The sequence below is a fragment of the Chitinophaga oryzae genome (assembly GCF_012516375.2).
GTDB classification, from domain to species: Bacteria; Bacteroidota; Bacteroidia; order Chitinophagales; family Chitinophagaceae; genus Chitinophaga; species Chitinophaga oryzae.
The window spans coordinates 3,045,297-3,064,972 of the sequence record NZ_CP051204.2; the positions used below are offsets into that span (position 1 = coordinate 3,045,297).

General features: G+C 51.0%; 18 protein-coding genes and 1 tRNA gene. 14 read left to right on the plus strand and 5 right to left on the minus strand.

Going from position 1 to position 19,676, the window contains the following annotated elements; genetic code table 11:
• The first annotated feature begins 4 nt into the window (after positions 1-4).
• From HF324_RS12735 to HF324_RS12765, 7 genes are all read left to right on the plus strand, one after another.
• Positions 5-361, plus strand: coding sequence for a hypothetical protein (locus tag HF324_RS12735; RefSeq protein ID WP_168802830.1), 357 nt, complete (start codon positions 5-7; stop codon positions 359-361).
• A gap of 49 nt (positions 362-410) precedes the next feature.
• Positions 411-758 (plus strand): DsrE family protein, encoded by a 348-nt coding sequence (locus HF324_RS12740; protein ID WP_168802831.1) that lies wholly within the window; start codon positions 411-413, stop codon positions 756-758.
• A 176-nt stretch (positions 759-934) separates the two neighbouring features.
• Positions 935-1,798 (plus strand): type IX secretion system protein PorG, encoded by an 864-nt coding sequence (gene porG, locus HF324_RS12745; protein ID WP_168859930.1) that lies wholly within the window; start codon positions 935-937, stop codon positions 1,796-1,798.
• Positions 1,799-2,067: 269 nt separating this feature from the next.
• Entirely contained in the window at positions 2,068-2,352 is a 285-nt protein-coding gene (locus tag HF324_RS12750; protein ID WP_168802833.1) for a hypothetical protein, read from the plus strand.
• A 134-nt stretch (positions 2,353-2,486) separates the two neighbouring features.
• The gene (locus HF324_RS12755; protein WP_168802834.1) at positions 2,487-2,807 is read left to right on the plus strand and encodes a hypothetical protein; all 321 of its coding nucleotides are present in this window, start codon (positions 2,487-2,489) and stop codon (positions 2,805-2,807) included.
• 107 nt (positions 2,808-2,914) lie between these two features.
• The gene (locus tag HF324_RS12760) at positions 2,915-4,834 is read left to right on the plus strand and encodes a menaquinone biosynthesis decarboxylase (RefSeq protein ID WP_168859931.1); all 1,920 of its coding nucleotides are present in this window, start codon (positions 2,915-2,917) and stop codon (positions 4,832-4,834) included.
• Entirely contained in the window at positions 4,806-5,297 is a 492-nt protein-coding gene (locus tag HF324_RS12765; RefSeq protein WP_168802836.1) for a DUF6265 family protein, read from the plus strand. Before HF324_RS12760 ends, HF324_RS12765 begins: the two co-directional genes overlap by 29 nt.
• Positions 5,298-5,402: 105 nt before the next feature.
• Here HF324_RS12765 and HF324_RS12770 read toward each other — a convergent pair whose 3' ends face one another.
• Positions 5,403-6,986, minus strand: a complete 1,584-nt coding sequence (locus tag HF324_RS12770) for a peptide chain release factor 3 (protein WP_168802837.1) — start codon at positions 6,984-6,986, stop codon at positions 5,403-5,405.
• Positions 6,987-7,088: 102 nt separating this feature from the next.
• On the opposite strand from HF324_RS12770, the gene HF324_RS12775 reads away from it, so the two are divergent.
• From HF324_RS12775 to HF324_RS12795, 5 genes are all read left to right on the plus strand, one after another.
• Positions 7,089-8,342 (plus strand): ABC transporter permease, encoded by a 1,254-nt coding sequence (locus HF324_RS12775; protein ID WP_168802838.1) that lies wholly within the window; start codon positions 7,089-7,091, stop codon positions 8,340-8,342.
• A 25-nt stretch (positions 8,343-8,367) separates the two neighbouring features.
• Complete coding sequence (locus HF324_RS12780) at positions 8,368-8,667, plus strand: hypothetical protein (protein ID WP_168802839.1); 300 nt, start codon at positions 8,368-8,370, stop codon at positions 8,665-8,667.
• A 64-nt stretch (positions 8,668-8,731) separates the two neighbouring features.
• Positions 8,732-9,736 carry a tRNA (adenosine(37)-N6)-threonylcarbamoyltransferase complex transferase subunit TsaD gene (tsaD, locus tag HF324_RS12785; RefSeq protein ID WP_168802840.1) on the plus strand — a complete coding sequence of 335 codons (1,005 nt, stop codon included), beginning with the start codon at positions 8,732-8,734 and terminating at the stop codon, positions 9,734-9,736.
• Between the two features lie 233 nt (positions 9,737-9,969).
• The gene (locus tag HF324_RS12790; protein ID WP_168859932.1) at positions 9,970-12,096 is read left to right on the plus strand and encodes an alpha-L-fucosidase; all 2,127 of its coding nucleotides are present in this window, start codon (positions 9,970-9,972) and stop codon (positions 12,094-12,096) included.
• Positions 12,097-12,159: 63 nt separating this feature from the next.
• Positions 12,160-12,825, plus strand: a complete 666-nt coding sequence (locus HF324_RS12795) for a tRNA1(Val) (adenine(37)-N6)-methyltransferase (RefSeq protein ID WP_168859933.1) — start codon at positions 12,160-12,162, stop codon at positions 12,823-12,825.
• Here HF324_RS12795 and HF324_RS12800 read toward each other — a convergent pair.
• Positions 12,820-14,031 (minus strand): NAD(P)-dependent oxidoreductase, encoded by a 1,212-nt coding sequence (locus tag HF324_RS12800; protein ID WP_168802843.1) that lies wholly within the window; start codon positions 14,029-14,031, stop codon positions 12,820-12,822. The two genes, HF324_RS12795 and HF324_RS12800, sit on opposite strands and share 6 nt — an antisense overlap.
• Before the next feature lie 141 nt (positions 14,032-14,172).
• On the opposite strand from HF324_RS12800, the gene HF324_RS12805 reads away from it, so the two are divergent.
• Positions 14,173-14,256: transfer RNA gene (locus HF324_RS12805), tRNA-Leu, on the plus strand.
• A gap of 589 nt (positions 14,257-14,845) precedes the next feature.
• Here HF324_RS12805 and HF324_RS12810 read toward each other — a convergent pair.
• Positions 14,846-15,265, minus strand: coding sequence for an SH3 domain-containing protein (locus tag HF324_RS12810; RefSeq protein WP_168802844.1), 420 nt, complete (start codon positions 15,263-15,265; stop codon positions 14,846-14,848).
• A gap of 27 nt (positions 15,266-15,292) precedes the next feature.
• Positions 15,293-15,838, minus strand: a complete 546-nt coding sequence (locus HF324_RS12815) for a BON domain-containing protein (protein ID WP_220100737.1) — start codon at positions 15,836-15,838, stop codon at positions 15,293-15,295.
• Between the two features lie 140 nt (positions 15,839-15,978).
• Between HF324_RS12815 and HF324_RS12820 the strand changes: the two genes are divergently transcribed.
• Positions 15,979-18,723 carry a glycoside hydrolase family 2 protein gene (locus HF324_RS12820; RefSeq protein ID WP_168859934.1) on the plus strand — a complete coding sequence of 915 codons (2,745 nt, stop codon included), beginning with the start codon at positions 15,979-15,981 and terminating at the stop codon, positions 18,721-18,723.
• Positions 18,724-18,791: 68 nt separating this feature from the next.
• Here HF324_RS12820 and HF324_RS12825 read toward each other — a convergent pair whose 3' ends face one another.
• Positions 18,792-19,664, minus strand: a complete 873-nt coding sequence (locus HF324_RS12825) for a glycerophosphodiester phosphodiesterase family protein (protein WP_168859935.1) — start codon at positions 19,662-19,664, stop codon at positions 18,792-18,794.
• Between the last annotated feature and the right edge of the window lie 12 nt (positions 19,665-19,676).

A 19,676-nucleotide genomic window follows, 5' to 3' on the forward strand; every position in this document is an offset into this window, starting at 1 on the left:
CTTTATGTTGCCGATCCTGTTATGGGGTTGTGCCGGCCGGGATACTATCCGGGAAGGCACAGCACCGTCGCAGGCTGCCGGTGATGGCACTACCCTGGCGCTTTTTATACTGTTGCCTTTGTTTTTGCTGGTGGGTGCCTTGTTACTGATATGCTGGATGGTAATGGTGCGTCAGCGTAAAGCTTTGCTGTTGGCGGAGGTGAGCCTGCATCAGCAGGAGGTCCGTTCTGCCACGCTGGTCTTTCAGTTGCGCGAAGCATCCCGCCGGTACAAGGCTTTGCAGCAGCGGGCCGATGTTTCGCAGGGCGGTAGTCCTTCCGGCAACCCTTTCCCGGAAGAGGAGGATATCCCGGAAATATAACCGGGTATTTTTTGTTTGTATTTACCTGTATTTCAGTAGGTTTGTTAACATGCAAGTTATTTTTCAGATCACTTCGGCTGCATCGGAGGCACAGAAGGCTTTATTGGGCCAGCTTCACAACCTGTTACAGTATTATCATGACCGGCAGTCCCGTATAACCGTGGAGGTGGCCGTGCATGGCGACGCCTATCCGCTATTGTTTACTGCCGGTAATCCTTTTGCCGGCACCGTAAAAGACCTGCACGCCCGGTCGGTGGGCTGGCTGATTTGCCAGAATACGATCAATGGCAAACAGCTGAAGATGGACCAGCTGTTGCCCTTCGTGGAAGTAGTGCCTGCAGCGGTGGCCCACCTGGTGGAGCGGCAGGCGGAGGGCTGGGCTTATATCCGATGTTAGCCTGTTTTTCCTTATTAGTTTTTCACAGCGTATTACTTAATTGGTTTATTAGTTTATTTTTACATCTTTAACGGTTGATTTGAGGGCGCAGACTTTTTTTGCGTTGGGCCCACCAAATAAAACTGTTAATTAGAACGTTAAATAGAGCAGGACTAACCTCTTAAAACCAAAATACTTTGAAATTCAGAAAATTTGCCGGAATACTGTTGTTATCCATGGCAGTACCCTTTTTTAGCTTCGCGCAGGATTGGCATGTAGGTGCTTTTGCCGGTATTTCCAACTACAGCGGTGATCTTGTTCAACAGAAGGTAGACCTGAAATACACCCGGCCGGCACTGGGCCTGTTGGTGAGAAAAGACATTAACCGTTACCTTACGTTGAGGGCCGGTTTTACCTGGGGGATTGTTGCCGCCGCTGACAGTACTAATACAGAGGCCAGTCTTGTCGCCCGTAACCTGAGCTTCAAAAGCAATGTTTTCGAAGGCAGCCTGATTGCCGAGATCAATTTCCTGGACCTCGATGAAAAAGGATTTACCCCTTTTGTGTTTATCGGTGTGGGTGGTTTTGGATTTGATCCTACTGCCAAAGACATATCCGGTAACAAAGTGCGTTTACGTCCTCTGGGCACGGAAGGGCAGGGGCTTCCCCAGTATCCGCAGCGGCAGCCTTATGACCTCTTTGCCTGGTCTTTCCCAATGGGGGCAGGGGTGAAAGCTATTCTGAACGACAAATGGACCCTCGGGTTTGAAATAGGGCTGCGACCCACCACCACCGACTATCTCGACGACGTGAGTACTAATTACGTGGACCAAAACACATTGCTGGCTTATCGGGGACAGAAAGCCGTGGATATGGCTTATCGCGGCGATGAATTGGCCGGCAAACAGACGCCTAACGCCTATCCGCCAGACGGGTCTATTCGCGGATCCAAAAAATACAAGGACTGGTATGGTTTCTCTGGCTTTACCATTACCTACCGCCTCGGCGGTGGCAGCGGCTGGGGCAAGGTAAAAGCCACCAGGTGCCCGATATTACGGTAACGGCGATGGCCATCATAGTGAGTTATGGCATAAAGTTTGTTTTCTTTCTCCCGACTTTCAACCCCCAATAAAGTCCATTTATAAACTGTATCCCGGCCCTATAAAGCCGGGATTTCTTTTGTGGTAAAGGGATTGGGATTATTGGCATAGTTGTTGGTTTTATCTGTTTAAACAGGTAAAGAATCGCAAAAACCAGCTTAAAGTAGCTGAAGAAGAGTTCAGAAATCGCGGAGAGAGTAATGAAACACAGAATTGTAAAATAAGCTGGTATGCATTCTCCTGTTGTAAAGGTCAAATCGAAGTGTCATGAAGAACAAGATAATATATGCGACGGTTGTGTTGATGCTGGCAGGAACGATCCACCTTTCCGCACAGCACCGGCCACCGGCTCCGCCGCTTCCGCCGCCACCTCCAAGACATCTTCCGCATCCGCCTTTACCGCCACGGCCACCGTTGCCGCCGAGACCACCAAGGCCCCCGCATCATGTACACCGGCCACCACGACCGCCGCGTCCACCGATGCCGCCTCACCGGAAACACTACAGGAAATATAAACATCATAAACACAGGTACAGCTACGCCGGATATCCTGGCGCCCAATATGCGGCTAATTCCGTCGTTACACTGTATATCATGTAACACACTACAACATTTATTTGCCAACCAATCTTAACAAAAACCAAGAAACATGAAAAAAGTACTGCTGATGATGCTGCTGTTGGGTGGTACCGTAGCTACTACCTACGCCCAGAGAGGCTGGGACCGCGGAAGAGGACATGGGCATGGCCATGGATATGGTCACAATAAACATTATGACAAATGGGAAAAGAGATACTGGAGAGACAGGGATTGCCGCGATGACTACTACCGTCCGAGAAGAAGGGTGGTATATGCAGAACCGGCTTACTACCCGGTGCCTGTGCCCGTTCCGCCGCCGCCACCACCAAGACCTTACTACGCCCCGCGGCCCAGAGCTGTGTTCCATGCCGGCGTTACGATCGTCAATTGATAACTGAGAACAGATAAATGAGATGCCTCCCGGTTTATTCCGGGGGGCATTTTTTATTGCGGCGCGGGATGTTTACTTTTGTTCATTGGTTATTAGATAAATTAACAATGGCATATAAAAATCTCAGGCATTTTATAGAGAAGCTGGAACAGGAAGGCGAACTGCTGCGCATCAGCACTTATGTGGACCCGAAGCTCGAAATAGCGGAAATCACCGACAGGGTAAGTAAAATGCCCGGCGGGGGCAAAGCCCTGCTGTTTGAAAATACCGGTTACGATTTTCCGGTGCTGATCAATTCCATGGGCAGCTACAAACGGATGTGCATGGCATTGGGCGTGCAGGAACTGGATGACGTATCGAAAGAGATTGAAGCGCTGTTTAAGCTGCTGTCCAAGCCTAAAGAAAGCATCCTCGATAAGCTGGCCATGCTGCCTAAACTGGGACAATTTGCCTCCTGGATGCCGAAGGTAGTCGGTGGGAAAGGCGCCTGCCAGGAAGTGGTGATGGCCAATCCCGACCTCGGCAAGCTGCCGGTGCTGACCTGCTGGCCTAAAGACGGCGGTCCTTTCATTACCCTCCCGGTGATCCATACCAAAGATCCCCTGACCGGCAGCCGCAACGTAGGCATGTACCGCATGCAGGTGTTCGAAAAAGATATGACCGGTATGCACTGGCATAAACATAAGGTTTCCGCCAAACACTTCATGGAGTATAAGAAGTTGAACAAACGTATGCCCGTGGCCGTAGTCCTGGGGGGCGACCCGGTGTATACCTACTCTGCCACCGCTCCGCTACCGGAAAACGTGGATGAATACATGCTCGCCGGTTTCCTTCGCAAGAAAAAAGTGGAACTGGTGAAATGTATCAGTCAACCGGAGATAGAAGTGCCCGCAGATGCCGACTTTGTGATAGAAGGATATGTAGACCCCGGTGAAGAGCTGATCTGGGAAGGGCCTTTCGGAGATCATACCGGCTACTACTCGCTGGCCGACTGGTATCCGCGTTTTCATGTGACGGCCATTACCCACCGTAAAGACGCCGTATACCCGTCCACGATAGTAGGCATTCCGCCGCAGGAAGACGCCTGGATCGGTAAAGCGACGGAACGTATTTTCCTGGCGCCCATCAAAATGACGTTGGTGCCGGAAATTATAGACATGGAAATGCCCGTGGAAGGGGTGTTTCACAACCTGGTGATCTCACAGATCAAAAAAGACTATGCCGGACAGGCGCAGAAAGTGATGAACGCCATGTGGGGCGCCGGGCAGATGATGTTTAACAAAATCCTCGTGGTAAGCGACGAAGGCGAAAGCATCACCGACTATAAAAAACTGGCACAGTATGTATTCCGCAATCTCAACCCGGCTACAGATATTTACCTGAGCCAGGGCCCTATGGACGTGCTGGACCACTCCTGCTCCAAAATGGGCTTTGGAGGTAAGATGTGTATCGATGGTACCCGCAAGTACGAGGAGGAAACCGACAATACTTACCAGGAGGCGCCAGCACCTAAAACGCTGGACGGGGCCGCTATCATGCAGCAATTCCCCGAAATAAAAGGGATCAACGGCAGCCTGCTGTCCATAGACATCCCCTGTATCCTGGTATCGGTGCAGAAGAACCGGCCGTTCCATGTAAGGGAGCTGAACGAGCAGCTGTATACCCTGCCGGCGCTGGCAGGGATTAAGATGGTGCTGTATGTGGAACATACGGTGGACGTGACCGACCTGGCCTCCGCCCTGTGGCGCTTCTGCAATAATATGGACCCGAAACGCGACAGCTTTGTGGTGCGCCAGCCGGCAGGAAATGGCCGCTACATTGGCGCCATTGGCATGGATGGCACGCTGAAAACAAGGCTGCTGGATAACTTCGAGCGAGACTGGCCCAATATTATCGTGGCGGACGATGCGACTATCCGTAAAGTAGACAGCCTCTGGAAGGAACTGCAAATAGGACCTTTTGTGGCTTCTCCTTCTCTCAAATACAAACATCAGATATATGGCGAAGAAGCAGTGGTGGAGCAATAGCCTTGTGCTGTTGCTGCTGTTGACAGGCAGTATTTCCGCTGCCGCGCAGGTACGCCCTGCCGATTTCCGGCTGCTGGACAAACTGGCCGGCACCTGGAAAATGAAGACCAAACTGGGCTCTGTGCTGGAGACCTGGTCCCGCACCAATGACTCTACCTGGACCGGCAGGACATGGCGGGTGAACGGCACGGACACCACCTTGCAGCAGTCTGTTGAGCTGGTACGCCAGGGCAGCGATATCTTTTTCATCCCCGTTTATGAAGGCCGTACGGAGACTACGCCGATCCGGCTGAAGGTACGGGTGCTGAAGGCGGTGGGTTTTGTAGCGGAAGACACGACGAATGATTTCCCGCAGAAGGTGACCTACCGTTTCACGGACGAGGAGCACCTGGACGCGAAAGTAGTGGGAGAACGCGACGGAACGATCGAGGAGTATCTTTTCCCGTACCGGCGGACTGAATAACTTTAAATAATTACGAATTACGAATTGATAAGAGGAGATAAAAGCGAAGACCTGAGCGATATATCATTGGCTCAGGTCTTCGCTTTTTAAATTCGTAATTCGTAATTATTTGTGAATTTCAGAAGTAAAGTTGAACTGTATGTCCGGGTTGTTGGTCCTTTCGGTATTGAGGTACCATTCTGACTGGGCCAGGTATACGAGGTGTCCGTCTTTGTCTTCCACGATGTTGGCGGATTTGAAGCGGATGAATTCGTCGATTTTGTCTTTAGGGCCGGTGATCCAGCAGGCTTTATAGAACGGCAGCGAGTTGAACTGGGCTGCGGCGCCATATTCCTGCAGCAGGCGGTATTGGATTACCTCGAACTGGAGATCGCCTACGCAGCCGATGATTTTACGGTTGCCGCCGTGCTGGGTAAACAGCTGGGCAACGCCTTCGTCTGTCAGCTGGCGGATACCTTTTTCGAGCTGTTTGGTCTTCATCGGGTCTTTGTTGACCAGCTCCTTAAACAGTTCGGGCGAGAAGCTGGGGATACCGGTGATATAGAAGTTTTCGCCTTCGGTGAGGGTGTCGCCGATTTTGAAGTTGCCGGTATCGAACAGCCCTACCACGTCGCCGGGGTAGGCATCGTCCACGATATTTTTCTCACGGGCCAGGAAGCTGTAGGGATTGCTGAAGCGCACGTCCTTATCGAGGCGCACGTGATGATAGAATTTGTTTCTTTCGAATTTACCGGAGCATACGCGCAGGAAGGCGATACGGTCACGGTGGCGTGGGTCCAGGTTAGCGTGGATCTTAAAGACGAAGCCGCTGAACTTATCTTCGTGCACGTCGATTTCCCGGGTGCTGGATTCGCGGTTGCGCGGAGTGGGGGCTATTTCCACGAAGGTGTCGAGGAGGTCTTTCACTCCGAAGTTGTTGACAGCGCTGCCGAAGAACACCGGGGCGAGTTTGCCCTGCAGGTACTCTTCATTATTGAACGCATCGTAAACGCCTTCGATCAGTTCCACGTCGCCACGCAGCTGTGCGGCGTCTTTGGCGTCGAAGTGTTCGTCCACGAAGCTGCTGGTGAGGTCGGGGAGGGCCACCACGTCTTCGTCGGTCGCTTTTTTATTGGGCTGGAAGGCCACGAAGCTTTTGTCGTACAGGTTGTATACTCCTTTGAAGTCTTTGCCCATGTTGATGGGCCAGCTGAGGGGCCTTACGCGGATGCTCAGTTTTTCTTCCAGTTCATCGAGCAGGTCGAAGGGATATTTACCGTCGCGGTCCATTTTATTGACGAAGATGATCACGGGGGTGTCGCGCATGCGGCATACTTCCATGAGTCTTTCGGTTTGTTCTTCCACCCCTTTTACGCAGTCGATCACCAGTACCACGCTGTCCACTGCGGTGAGGGTACGGTAGGTGTCTTCCGCAAAGTCCTTGTGACCGGGGGTATCGAGGAGGTTGACCAGGATATCGCGATATTCGAAGGTCATAACGGAAGTGGCCACGGAGATACCTCTTTGCCGTTCAATTTCCATGAAGTCGGAAGTGGTGTGCTTCTTGATTTTATTGGATTTCACCGCGCCGGCTGTCTGGATAGCGCCGCCGAACAGGAGGAATTTCTCTGTCAGCGTGGTTTTACCGGCATCCGGGTGGGCGATGATAGCAAAGGATTTTCTTTTATTTATTTCGTTAGCGTACTTCATATAGAACCAAAAAATGGCTGCAAAGGTAACTAAATTTTTTTTCCGGCTATATTTCGTGTTTATTGGCGAGGAGCGTGCCTATAAATCCGTTAAATTTGGAATATGATTGCTACCCTTAAAATATTACTGACCAGTTTGAAGATGGCGATTGACGAGTTGCGGGTGAACAAGCTGCGTACTTTTTTGTCGCTTTTGGGCGTCACTATTGGCATTTTCTGCATTATTACCGTTTTTACGCTTACCAACAGCCTGGAGAGGAATATCCGGAGCGATCTTGCCGCTTTGGGGGACGACGTTATTTACGTCCAGAAATGGCCATGGGGTGGTAGCGGGGAGTACCCGTGGTGGAAATATATGAACCGGCCGGTGCCGGAGTACAAGGATTTCCGGATTATCCAGGACAAGGTGCAGAGCGCCAGTTATGTTGCATTTAATTTCGATGTTTCCGGCAAGAAGGTAGAATATGGGGATGATTATATGGAAGGGGTGACGATGATGGCTGTCAGCAATGATTTTGACAAGATACAGCAGATGGCGATCGTGCAGGGGCGCTTCTTTGCCAATACGGAAAGTAACGGCGGCACCAATGTGGCTATCCTGGGTGCTACTATCTGGGACGGTCTTTTCCGGACGCCGGAGCAGGCCCTGGGTAAGGTAGTGCGGGTGATGGGACGTGAAGTAAAGGTCATAGGGGTATTGAAGAAGAAAGGGGAGAGTATGATCGGCGGGCCGAACTACGATAATGCGATCATGTTGCCGTACCGGTTTGCCCGTACGCTGGTGGACGAGCGGCGGTATGCGGACCCTTATATCCAGGTGAAGGCGCGGGCCAATGTGTCTATGGACCAGCTGAAAGACGAGCTGCGGGGCACTTTACGTGCGTCGCACCGGCTGAAGCCGCGGGAGGAAGACGATTTTGCCCTTAATGAGATCAGTTCAGCCAGCGAGGGCCTGAACTCCATCTTCGGCGCCATCAACGTGGGCGGCTTTTTCATTGCCGTTTTCGCGCTGATCGTGGGCGCCTTTGGGATTGCCAATATTATGTTCGTATCCGTAAAAGAGCGGACCGGGATTATCGGGCTGAAAAAAGCCATTGGCGCCAGAAGGGGTATTATCCTGGCCGAATTTCTCATGGAGGCTGTTGTTTTGTGCCTTATCGGGGGATCTTTGGGGCTGGTGCTGGTATATCTCTGTACAGTTGTCATAAATTTGGCAAGTACGTTCCAGATGTACCTGTCTATGAACAATGTTATCCTGGGACTGTCTATTTCTGCGGTGGTCGGGGTCCTTGCCGGCTTTATACCGGCCTGGTCTGCCAGCAAACTGGACCCGGTGGTGGCCATCAGGAGTAATTAAAGAACATCCCCTCAAATAATCTGGTATGAAAACAGTGTGCCTATGCGCGGTTCTGTTTATATTTGCAGCGTGCAAGACGTCGCCGCCGGCCAGTAGCTGCCGGTATGCCGGTGTGGTAAAGGATCTGAGCGGTATTGACGGCTGCGGGCTGATGATCGAGATGAAAGGTGGCGTTTTATTGCAGCCGGCAGAGTTTGCCGTTCCGGGGTTTACCCTGAAGGCGGGGCAGGCGGTAAGGTTCGATTTTATGGAGCTGAAAGACCGGGCATCGACCTGTATGAGTGGCCGGATAGTGCGCATAGAATGCATTGAGGAAACGAAATAATGGATAGTAAGTATATGCGAAGAGGCGGGAGTATTCCCGCCTTTTTTGTTTATTTTTGCCGCTTATGTCAGTGAAAATATTAGCGATAGAATCTTCCTGTGATGATACCGGTGCAGCCGTGCTGGTAGACGGAAAGATCCTCTCCAACCATATAGCGAATCAGAAAATACATGAACAATACGGTGGGGTGATCCCGGAGCTGGCCTCCCGTGCGCACCAGGAGAACATAGTGCCGGTAGTGGATATCGCCCTGCGGACCGCAGGGGTGAAGCCGGAGGAGCTGAGCGCCATCGCCTTTACCCAGTCGCCCGGCCTGATTGGCTCCCTGCTGGTAGGTAGCTGTTTTGCCAAATCCATGGCTATGGCCCTTAACAAGCCGCTGATCGGCGTGCATCATATGCAGGCGCATGTGCTGGCCAATTTCATCGATGATCCCAAACCTGACTTTCCTTTTCTCTGCCTGACGGTTTCCGGCGGACATACCCAGATCGTACTGTGCGAAAGTCCGCTGAGCATGCGGGTAATCGGCGAAACCCTCGACGATGCTGCAGGCGAAGCGTTTGACAAGAGCGCGAAGTTACTGGGACTGCCCTATCCCGGCGGCCCGTTGATTGATAAATATGCCCAAACGGGCGATCCCGGCCGGTTTAAATTCCCCGAACCGCGTATCCCTGAGCTGAACTTCAGTTTCAGCGGCCTGAAGACGGCCATCCTTTATTTTCTCCAGGAAAACCAGCAGCAGGACCCGGCGTTCATTGAAAAGAACCTGCCGGATATCTGTGCATCTATCCAACAGCGTATTATCAGTATCCTGCTCAACAAGGTGCTGAAAGCCACCCAGGAAACGGGTATCCGGGATGTCGCCATTGCCGGCGGTGTGAGCGCCAACAGTGGTTTGCGGAAAGCCTTACAGGAATACGGCGAAAAATACGGCTGGCGCACCTTTATTCCTAAATTCGAATATTGCACCGATAATGCGGGCATGATCGCCATTACAGCGTACTATAAGTACCTGGCCGGCGCCTTTACCGCGCTGGACGCAGTGCCTACTGCAAGGGCTGCCTTCTGAGCTCCCGTTGTCCGTTGACCGGATATGTCCTGCCCGCACAGCAATGCCGGTACGTGCCGTTGTGCCGTACAGGAAGCCGGTGTTTATTTACCACTAAAAAAAGAGAAGATGGTATCCCTCCGTGTGCGTTAAACGATTTAGCTTTAGACTGAAACGGAGAAGGAGGCGGAGGAAAAGGCTTTGCAGGCAGCGGGAAGAGGAGAAGAAGGTTTTTAAAAGTACACGTTCGTTATATGAAGAAGATCAGCATTTTATTGTGGGCATTATCCCTGACGGTAGCCGGTTATGCGCAGGACACTGTATTGCAGCACAGCTGGAAAAACCAGAAGTACTCGATGTTTATCCACTGGGGCGCGATTTATTCCACGCTGGGAGGCGTATGGGAAGGTAAGCCGGTTACCCGCGGGTACAGTGAACAGATACAGTCGCACGCCGGTATTTACAGCGACGTATACGGCGACGTGGCCAAACGGTTCAATCCTGCGCAATGGAACGCCGACTCCATTGTGTTGCTGGCGAAAGCGGCGGGCATGAAATCGGTGGTGATGACTTCCAAGCACCATGACGGTTTTTGCATGTTCCATTCCCGTTATACGGACTATAACGTTGTCGATGCTACGCCGTTTCACCGCGACGTGCTGAAAGAGCTCGCGGATGCCTGTCACCGCCACGGGTTGAAGTTCGGATTATATTTCTCGCTGATAGACTGGCATTTTCCGCAGGCATACCCGATCTCCAGCAGCAACAGCGATCCTATTACACCGGAGCATCATCAATTCAATAAAAAGCAGGTGACAGAGCTGATGACCAATTACGGTCCGGTATCGGAGATCTGGTTTGACATGGGCTCTCTGACGGCCGACCAGAGCCGGGAGTTGGCAGATATTGTACATAGACTGCAGCCTGGCTGTATGGTGAGCGGCCGGTTGGGCAATGACGCCGGTGATTTTTGTGTGATGGGCGACAACCAGTACCCCGATTATAAGATTGCTTCCGCGTGGCAAACGCCTGCCTCGGTATATGATGAAACATGGGGTTACCGTTCCTGGCAGGAGCATGGCCCTGCTGCTGAAAAAGCGCACGAAAAGTTGTTGGGCCTGATCAAAGTGGTGAGCCGCGGTGGTAATTACCTGTTGAACATCGGTCCGCGCGGCGATGGTTCCGTGGTGGAATTTGAAAAAGACGTGCTGCTGCGCAACGGCCAGTGGTTGCAACATAACGGCGAAGCTATTTACGGTGCGCATGCCAATCCTTTCGATACCACGTTCGCCTGGGGCGAGGTGACCACCAAACCCGGCAAATTATACCTGCACTTGTTGCAACAGCCCGCTGAAGGTACGATCGTATTGCCGGGGCTGACCAGTCCCGTGACGCAGGTGCAGCTGCTGGACGGCAACAAAAAGCTGTCCTGCAAAGTGAGTAGCCGCAACGGGAACACCACGATCCAGTTGCCCGCCGGTTTTCAGTTGCCGCCGCAGTCTGTACAGGTGCTGGCGCTGAGCTGTAAAGGTGGTGTGCACATAACACCGTTGCATCTGTTGAAAAATCCGGTGGTGCTGAACAGGCATAACGCCGTTCCGTTGTACAGCTTCTCCGGTATCGACTATGACAGTTATTACCGCAGCGAGGTGGGCGACCGCTGGGCTTTCACGACTGCGAGTCCTGCCCGTATGAGCGTGGTGTACAGCGCAGCGGAGCGGGGTAAGACCCTCCAGCTGACGCTGAATGGCGTGGTGCAGGAAGTGGTGTTGAACAGCGGTACGGTGAAAGCGCTCCACAACAATGCAGCGCAACTGCAATGGGGACCGATGTATTATTCCGGTCCTTACTGGTCTGCTATTGACGGCAAACATGGCGACCTGAAAAATATTGACGTAACAAAGCCGTTGTCTGCCCGGGCCAATAAGCCCTGGGAGCTGCGTACAGACTGGAAGAACGATTCCGTTTACACGATGCCCGGCGATCGTAACCTGGGGTGGTATGTATTGCAGGAGGTCACTGCGCCTACTGCCGGCGACTACCTGGTAGGGTTTACCAGTGGCGACGGGATTGCCGTATATCTGAACGGCGAAGAGCAGGTAGTGTATAACAATCCTGAGCGGGCCGGTACGCAGCAGGAAGTGTTGCTGTTGCCGCTGAAAGCTGGTAAGAACCAGCTGGTGGTGAAATATTACAGCCGTTTTGCCAAAACATCTTCGTGGGGTATTCACCGCCAGGTGCCGCAGGAGATGTATGTGCAGCCGCTGCCACAGCAGTTGACCGGTAGTGGCCGTGAGCAGGCGGTGGAAGTGAGGCAGGCGAAGCCGGTGTCCGTACACCGTAACCTGCGGATGCCTAATTTATCAATTGTGATGGAGTAATACCATATGGGGAATAGCTATTTCCGATTCAAACAATTTAATGTAGACCAGGAGCACTGCGCTATGAAGGTGTGTACCGATGCGTGCATACAGGGCGCTTTCACGGCGCAGTACCTGGCTTCCGGCGCTATAACGGTGTCGGCTATACTGGACATCGGCGCCGGTACAGGGCTGCTGAGCCTGATGCTGGCGCAGCAGGTATCCGTGCCCGTTACCGCCGTGGAGTTGGACCCTGCCGCTGCGACGCAGGCGGCTGCCAATTTTCAGGCCTCGCCGTGGGCCGACCGGCTGGTGCTAACGCAGCAGGATATACGAAAAATGCCGGAGGGTACGCCGTACGATTTTATTATTACCAACCCGCCTTTTTATGAAGCGGCGTTAAAGAGCGGTCACGCGCAGAAGGACCAGGCCATGCATGCCACCAACCTGGGGTACGGGGAGCTGTTGACCGTGATAGACCGGCAGTTGGCGCCGGGAGGGGAGTGTTCGGTGTTGTTGCCTTATGTGGAGTTTGAAGTCTTCCGGGGGCTGGCATCCGCAAAAGGCTATCATCTCCGGAAAGTATTGATGGTGAAACAGAGTGTGAGACACGGGTATTTCCGTGCGGTGGGCATTTTCAGCAAAACCGCGGGTGATACCGATACTTCTGAATTGTCTGTTTACGATGAAAACAACCGTTACACTCCTGCTTTTGAAGCGTTGTTACGGCCCTATTACCTGAAGTTATAGCGGGTGTACATAATCTTCCAGGTACGCATAATGCTGAGTGAGCGTGCCTCCGGCCGCGATGGTCGCCTTTTCGATCATGGTGCTGTGTTCTTTCAGTAGTTCCTCAAAAACATATTTCATGATCTGGTCGCCGAAGTACTGGGAAGCATCCCGGGGCAGTTCGTTGGGCAGATTGCTGACGCACATCATGTCTACCGTATCCGGGAGATAGGGGGCTGTTTGTTCCATCGTTTCTTTGACGACGCCGTACACCGGGTCGTCGATGGTACTGTCGCCCAGGTTGCAGGGAACGGAGCCATTGGTGTCGTCGGTGATATCCGCGATCACTTTGATGCGGAAGTTCTCTTTTTTAAGGTCAGCCGCGTTGAACAGGGGAGGGATGTTATGGTCCCAGTAGATGCCGTTCATCAGCACATCGCTGACGGTGACATAGGGGAGGAAGCGGCATTCATAGGCTTCCGGATGTGCGTGGAAATCGGCACGGCTATAGGTCTTGTCGTTTTTCCGCAGGTACAGTTCACCCGCTTTCAGTTGCGTGTAAACGGGGTACGCGTATTGGTTGACCAGGTACTCTTCCGGCGGGATATACTTGATGCCGAGCAGTCCCATGATCTCCAGCACGCCCGCGGCCACGCGGCCGGAGCCGGTCACCACAATTTTCATCGGTGGCAGTTTCACGCCAAAATAATGCGTGATCAGTTCCTGGAAATCGTGGCAGGTATGTACCGGTTTGAAGGAGAAGGCGTTTGTTTTCCTGCCGAGGGCCAGCAGTCCGTTATGGGCGCCGACTACGCCGGCGAAGAAGCCGAAGCCGAGGATGCGCTGTCCGTCCGGATGTACGAGGCATTCGTAATCGATCAGCGTGATGTTTTTTTCCAGGATCACCTGCAGCATATGTCGGTTGTGCGGTTGTTTTTTCTTGGTGTGGCTGAAAAAAAGGTAGGTCTTGCCCGCGACCAGGAACTCCGGCGGCACCTCTTTGATACCGAGCAGCAGCGCGCAGCCGCTGAGGTCTTCCTGCAGCGTGATGCCCGCTTTCCGGTATTCTTCATCCCTGAAACAGCGGTGCGGTGAGGGTTGTACCAGTACTTCCACCTGGGGGTAATGTTCCATGATCCACTGGCACTGCCGGGGAGTGAAAGCCACGCGGTTGTCGTGTGGTTGTTTCTCTTCGCGGATGAGCCCTATTGAAATCCTTTTTTCCATCTTTGAATTTACTGTAATTTTTAATGCCGTTGTAACCGGGCGGATTACACGAACATATTTTTAAAAATATATTTTGTGGATTAAAAAAAGTTTTTCTACATTTGCATCCCGCTTGACGCGGAAAAGGTCTTGAAAAAGATTGCCCAGATGGCGGAATTGGTAGACGCGCTAGACTCAAAATCTTGTTTCGGCAACGGAGTGCAGGTTCGATTCCTGTTCTGGGCACAAGAAACTACCAAAAGGAAAAGGCTCTCGGAAGAGGGCCTTTTTTGTTTGGCCGAAGTGCCGGTACCCTTCCTTGCCCATATTCCACTGAATAGATGCGGCTTTGTATTAGTGAATGGATTATACTGACAGCCATTTTTTTTGCGCGGCTTTTTCGCTGACTATTTTCCTGTTATGGATGCAGGCGTTAATAACTCTGCCCGTGATCACTCTTTCTGCTATAGCGGTTAAAGGCAACATGCAGGTCATGTTGTGGGTGACTGCGCTACTCCTGCCGGTTGCGAATCAGCACCCGATTGTTCTTACGCTCCTCCGGCTACGGAGTAGGCGGCATTATACCAGGTTAATGAAAATGCCGGTTATATGCCGTTATGACCGGCATCTTGCTCTTGTGCTGCGGGTGCAATTGTAAATTGCAACTTCGGGCAGGCCATCAGAGTTTATAACAGCAAAAGACCACATCCGGCACTCAGCTTTAAGACGCCTGAATGTGTACATGAAACGAAAAATCCCGGTCGCCAAAGACAACCGGGATAATTATTTAACCGTCAACTTTTCAAAATCACATTTTTGTTCTTTTGGATAGTCATCAGACAGGTTGTAAATATTGCGCATAAGAATACCCCTCAGCACCGCCATCTGTACGAATTAACCACCATTGCTCATTCATTTTACTGATGAGTGTAACGATTTCATTATGTGCAGCCTTTCCAACGATTGGCTGATCTGTTCCCGGCCCTTTGCGAATATTGAGATTGGTTGATTCAGTGATTACTTTCACTTTAGCTCCGGCTACTGCGGTAGCTACCTCAATATCCATTACAACATCTCCGGTAAGAAAGTTCGGATCTATCTGTCCGTAGATATTCCAAAGTTTATCTTTAACATCGCCGCTGGGAGCAGTGCCATTAATGTGCAATACGCCATCCAGTTCTGCCACTTGCAGATCTGAAACGCCGGATGCTTTCGCTGTATCCAGCAAATCTTTGTATTTATCCTGTAATGCCATAAATATGCTAGTTTAAAATGGAATGACTTATTTTATTTTCAGACCTTTTGCATCTACCTTTTTAGGATGTAATGCATCTAATGCCATCTTTAAGGTTTTCCAACGAGCTGCTTTCTCTTCGCCGGTAACCGTTAATACGCCATCTTTTACTTCTACTTTTACGCCAGGGAAATCTTTTACCACATCAGCTACTGCTGTTTTGAGGGAATCGTCTGCCGTTACTGCTACAGGGGCTGCAGGTGGAGGAGGAGGCGTCACCGTGATGTTATTCACTACGCTCTTAACATCTTTTACAGACTTAACTGCATTTTCAGCAGATGCTTTTTCTTCTTCAGTACTTACTGTACCGGATAATGTTACTACTCCTTCTTTTACATCGGCAGTTACTCCGGGAATAGATTGAACTGCGGTACTGGCAGTCTTCATGATTTCCGAATCTTTCGGTTTGCTTTTACAAGCAATCATGAAAAATAGCCCAATTGCCATGGCGGAAGTTGTCAGATACCTGAGTTTCATAATGTCTGCTGTTTTAAAGTTGATAAATTTCATTAAAAGATAAGTATCTTTTTTCATACTGCAATAAAGACGCGGTCAAATACTTATGATTTAACATTAAAGACACTATGAGTGGTCGATATCTGATAATCCGGTTATCAGACATGTTAAATCCTCATTTCTTTTTCTATTTTTAGCATCATTTTAAAATTCCACTTATGTCAGCAAGACTTCTATTGCTGTTTACGGGTATTCTTTGCCTGCAGACAGCCACGGCTCAGGAAAACCAATATCAATACCTCTCGGGTACGGACAAAGATCATACGGTAACATGGGACTTTTATTGTTCCGGAGGGCAGCGCAAGGGGCAGTGGACGACTATTGCCGTTCCGTCCAACTGGGAGCAGCAGGGGTTTGGCAGCTACAACTATGGCCACGACAAGGTGAAGACGGACGAGTACGGTCTGTACCGCTACCGGTTCACCGCACCGGAGAACTGGCGTGAAAGACGGGTGGATATTGTTTTTGAAGGGGTGATGACAGACGCCGAAGTGAAGATAAACGGTAAACTTGCGGGACCGGTACATCAGGGTGGTTTTTACCGTTTCAGATATGACATCAGCAAATTGTTGCATAACGGCAGTAACCTGCTGGAAGTGAAAGTAAACAAGATGTCGGCGAATGCGGGTGTCAACAACGCTGAGCGCAACGGCGATTTCTGGGTGTTGGGCGGCATTTACCGGCCTGTGTTCCTGGAGGTAAAACCACTAGTGCATATCGATCGCGTGGCGATCGATGCTACGGCAAAAGGTCAGTTTACCGTACACGCCTATACGACCGCGCTGTCCGGGGAGTATACGATCAGCGCACAGGTACAGACGATGGCCGGTAAAGCCGTGAAGGAAGCAGTAGCTGTGCCGGGGAATAACACCAATGCATACACTATTACACAATCTGTTGACCATCCGGCCACCTGGAGCGCAGAAGCGCCCAATCGTTATCAGGCGGTGATAGAAATAAAAAAGGGCAACCAAACCATTCACCGTATCACACAGCCCTTTGGTTTCCGTACTATTGAAATCAGACCACACGATGGTATATATGTAAATGATGTGAAAGTTATTTTTAAAGGTGTTAACCGGCACAGTGCCTGGCCCGAAACAGGGAGAACGCTTAGCAAAGCTATCAGCATCCAGGACGTAAATCTCATGAAGGATATGAACATGAATGCGGTGAGAATGTCTCATTACCCGCCGGATGTGCATTTTCTGGATGTCTGCGATTCGCTGGGGTTATTTGTGCTGGATGAACTGACCGGGTGGCAGGCAGCATACGACACCATCGTAGGGCGCAAACTCGTAAAGGAATTAGTGGAACGGGATGTTAATCATCCTTCAGTAATTGCGTGGGATAATGGTAATGAAGGTGGCTTTAACAGGACGCTGGATGGCGATTATGCAAAGTATGACCCACAAAAACGTCCGGTATTGCACCCCTGGGAAAGGTACAATGGCGTGGATACCAAACATTATCCTGACTTTAATTACCTGGTCAATGCAAGTTTATATGACCAGGACATTTATTTGCCAACGGAGTTTATGCATGGCCTGTATGACGGAGGTATGGGAGCAGGGCTGGCTGATTTCTGGCAACGCATGCTGCTGCACCCTCGTGGGGCAGGTGGTTTTCTCTGGGCGTTTGCCGATGAAGGTCTGGTGCGTACCGATAAAAACGGGTTGATGGATACCGATGGCAACCATGCCCCCGATGGAATTCTGGGCCCACACCGTGAAAAAGAAGGGAGTTTTTATACCATCCGGGAAATCTGGTCGCCGGTACATATAACCTTGTCCGCTATCACCACCAGCTTTAACGGCCTTGTTCCTGTCGAGAACCGCTATGACTATACGTCACTGGCCCAATGCCGATTCGGTTGGCAATTGCTGCGGTTCCCGTCAGCCGGTAGAAAAGAAAAAACAGACACGCTGGCCACCGGTACGATCAACCCACCCGATCTGGCGCCACACACGAAAGGTTTTTTGTCATTACAGTTGCCTGCCGGCTGGCAGGAGGCAGATGCTTTACAGGTTACAGCCTGGGATCATCATGGGCGTGAAATTATTACCCGTAGCTGGCCTCTGCAATCGCCAGCCGATGTAGTACGACAGTTTTCGGCGCCAGTCGGCAAGATGAATGTGGTATCAGGAAACGATACGCTTGCAGTAGATAATGGCAAGGGTGTCTATTATTTCAGTCGTACCAGCGGGCTGTTATTACAGATACTTACGCCTAAAGGAAAGATATCTTTAAGCGGCGGCCCGGTGCTGGCGGGGATTCCTCAACAATTAAAAGAGTTCAGGTCAGGTGCCGATTCCAGCGGATTTTTTGTTTGGGCGCGGTATGAGGGCAATGGCTTCCTGCAGGTAAAATGGACTTTCCAGCCGGGCGTGCCGGTAAAACTGGATTATAGCTACAGTTTTAAAGGAGAAGCTGCTTTTAGCGGGATCACCTTCCGCTATCCGGAGGAAAAGGTAACAGGGCTGTCGTGGCAGGGTGATGGTCCCTACCGCGTATGGAAAAACCGGTTACACGGAAATTTATTTGGCAGCTGGTATAAAGCCTATAATAATACGGTAACAGGTGAAAGCTGGGTGTACCCCGAGTTTAAAGGGTATCATGCCAATGTATACCAGGCTACGTTTCATACCACGGAACAACCTGTTACTTTTTATACCGGCAATGCCGGTACGTTTTTACAGGTATTCAGGCCACAGGCACCCAAAGGCGCATCTAATAACAACACCCATCCGGCCTTTCCTGAGGGGGATATTGGCTTTCTGAGCGCTATTGCTCCTATTGGTACCAAGTTTCAGAATGCAGCGCAAATGGGACCTGAAAGTCAAAATAACCTGATGCTGAATTATACCCCTGTAAAGGGTACTGTCTGGATTGATTTACCGTGAAAGAGCACGTCTTAAATTGTAACAGCCAGGGCTTCTTCTGACAATAGCGGATGAAGCCCTGGCTGTTATTACTGATGTAGTCCCTTTTTTCTTAAATACCGCAGCAGCATCTCCGGTAAATCGGTCTGTATAACATTCGCATATTTATACTTTGAGAGCAACAGGTCGAAGCCGGTATTTTCGGCCACTCTCTCCATGGCATCAAAATCGCCCAGCGCGTTGATCCATACTCGTGATCCTGCTTTGCGGATATTGTTCATCAGGCTGTCTGTAAAAGACTCGTCCACATGTACAACGGGAAACTTGTCCATCTTAAGGATGGCAGCCGTTTCTGTGGCATCATGCGCCCGGGGCATGACGGGCACCTGTTTATCAAGACGGCGCAGAAAAGTGGCGTCCTTGTAGTCATAGATGAAGAAGAGGACCTGCCGTGTGGTACCGGTAGATCTTATCAGTTCATAGGCGATCCGCGCAGCTTCTTCACTATCGGCTTTGAAGTCCACATCTATCATAATCTGACCTTTCGCCAGTAATAGTGCATCTTTGAAAGAGGGGATCCTCTCAGTTGTCGGTTGACCGTTGTGCAGCAATGGAAACTGCTGCAGTTCTGCGTAGGTATAGCTGCTGACATTTCCTTTCCGCCCCGTGGTGCGGGTAATGGTTTTATCATGCATGAGCACCAGTACGCTGTCTTTGGTGAGCCGTATGTCCAGTTCCGCGATATCAATACCCTGCCTGATCGCCTCTTGAAGGGCGCCCAGGGAATTTTCCGGGTAGTTGGTGTGGGCTAACCGGTGAGCGGTCACCAGTATCCGCTCCGGGTGTTGGGTGAAGTCTTCTAATATAAGATCAATTTTTTCAGGTGAAGGTGGCGGTGTTTGCGCCTGAAGGGTGCCCCGGATGCTGCAAAATATCAGTGCAATAAAGAGACTGCGTTTCATTGATGCGTGTTT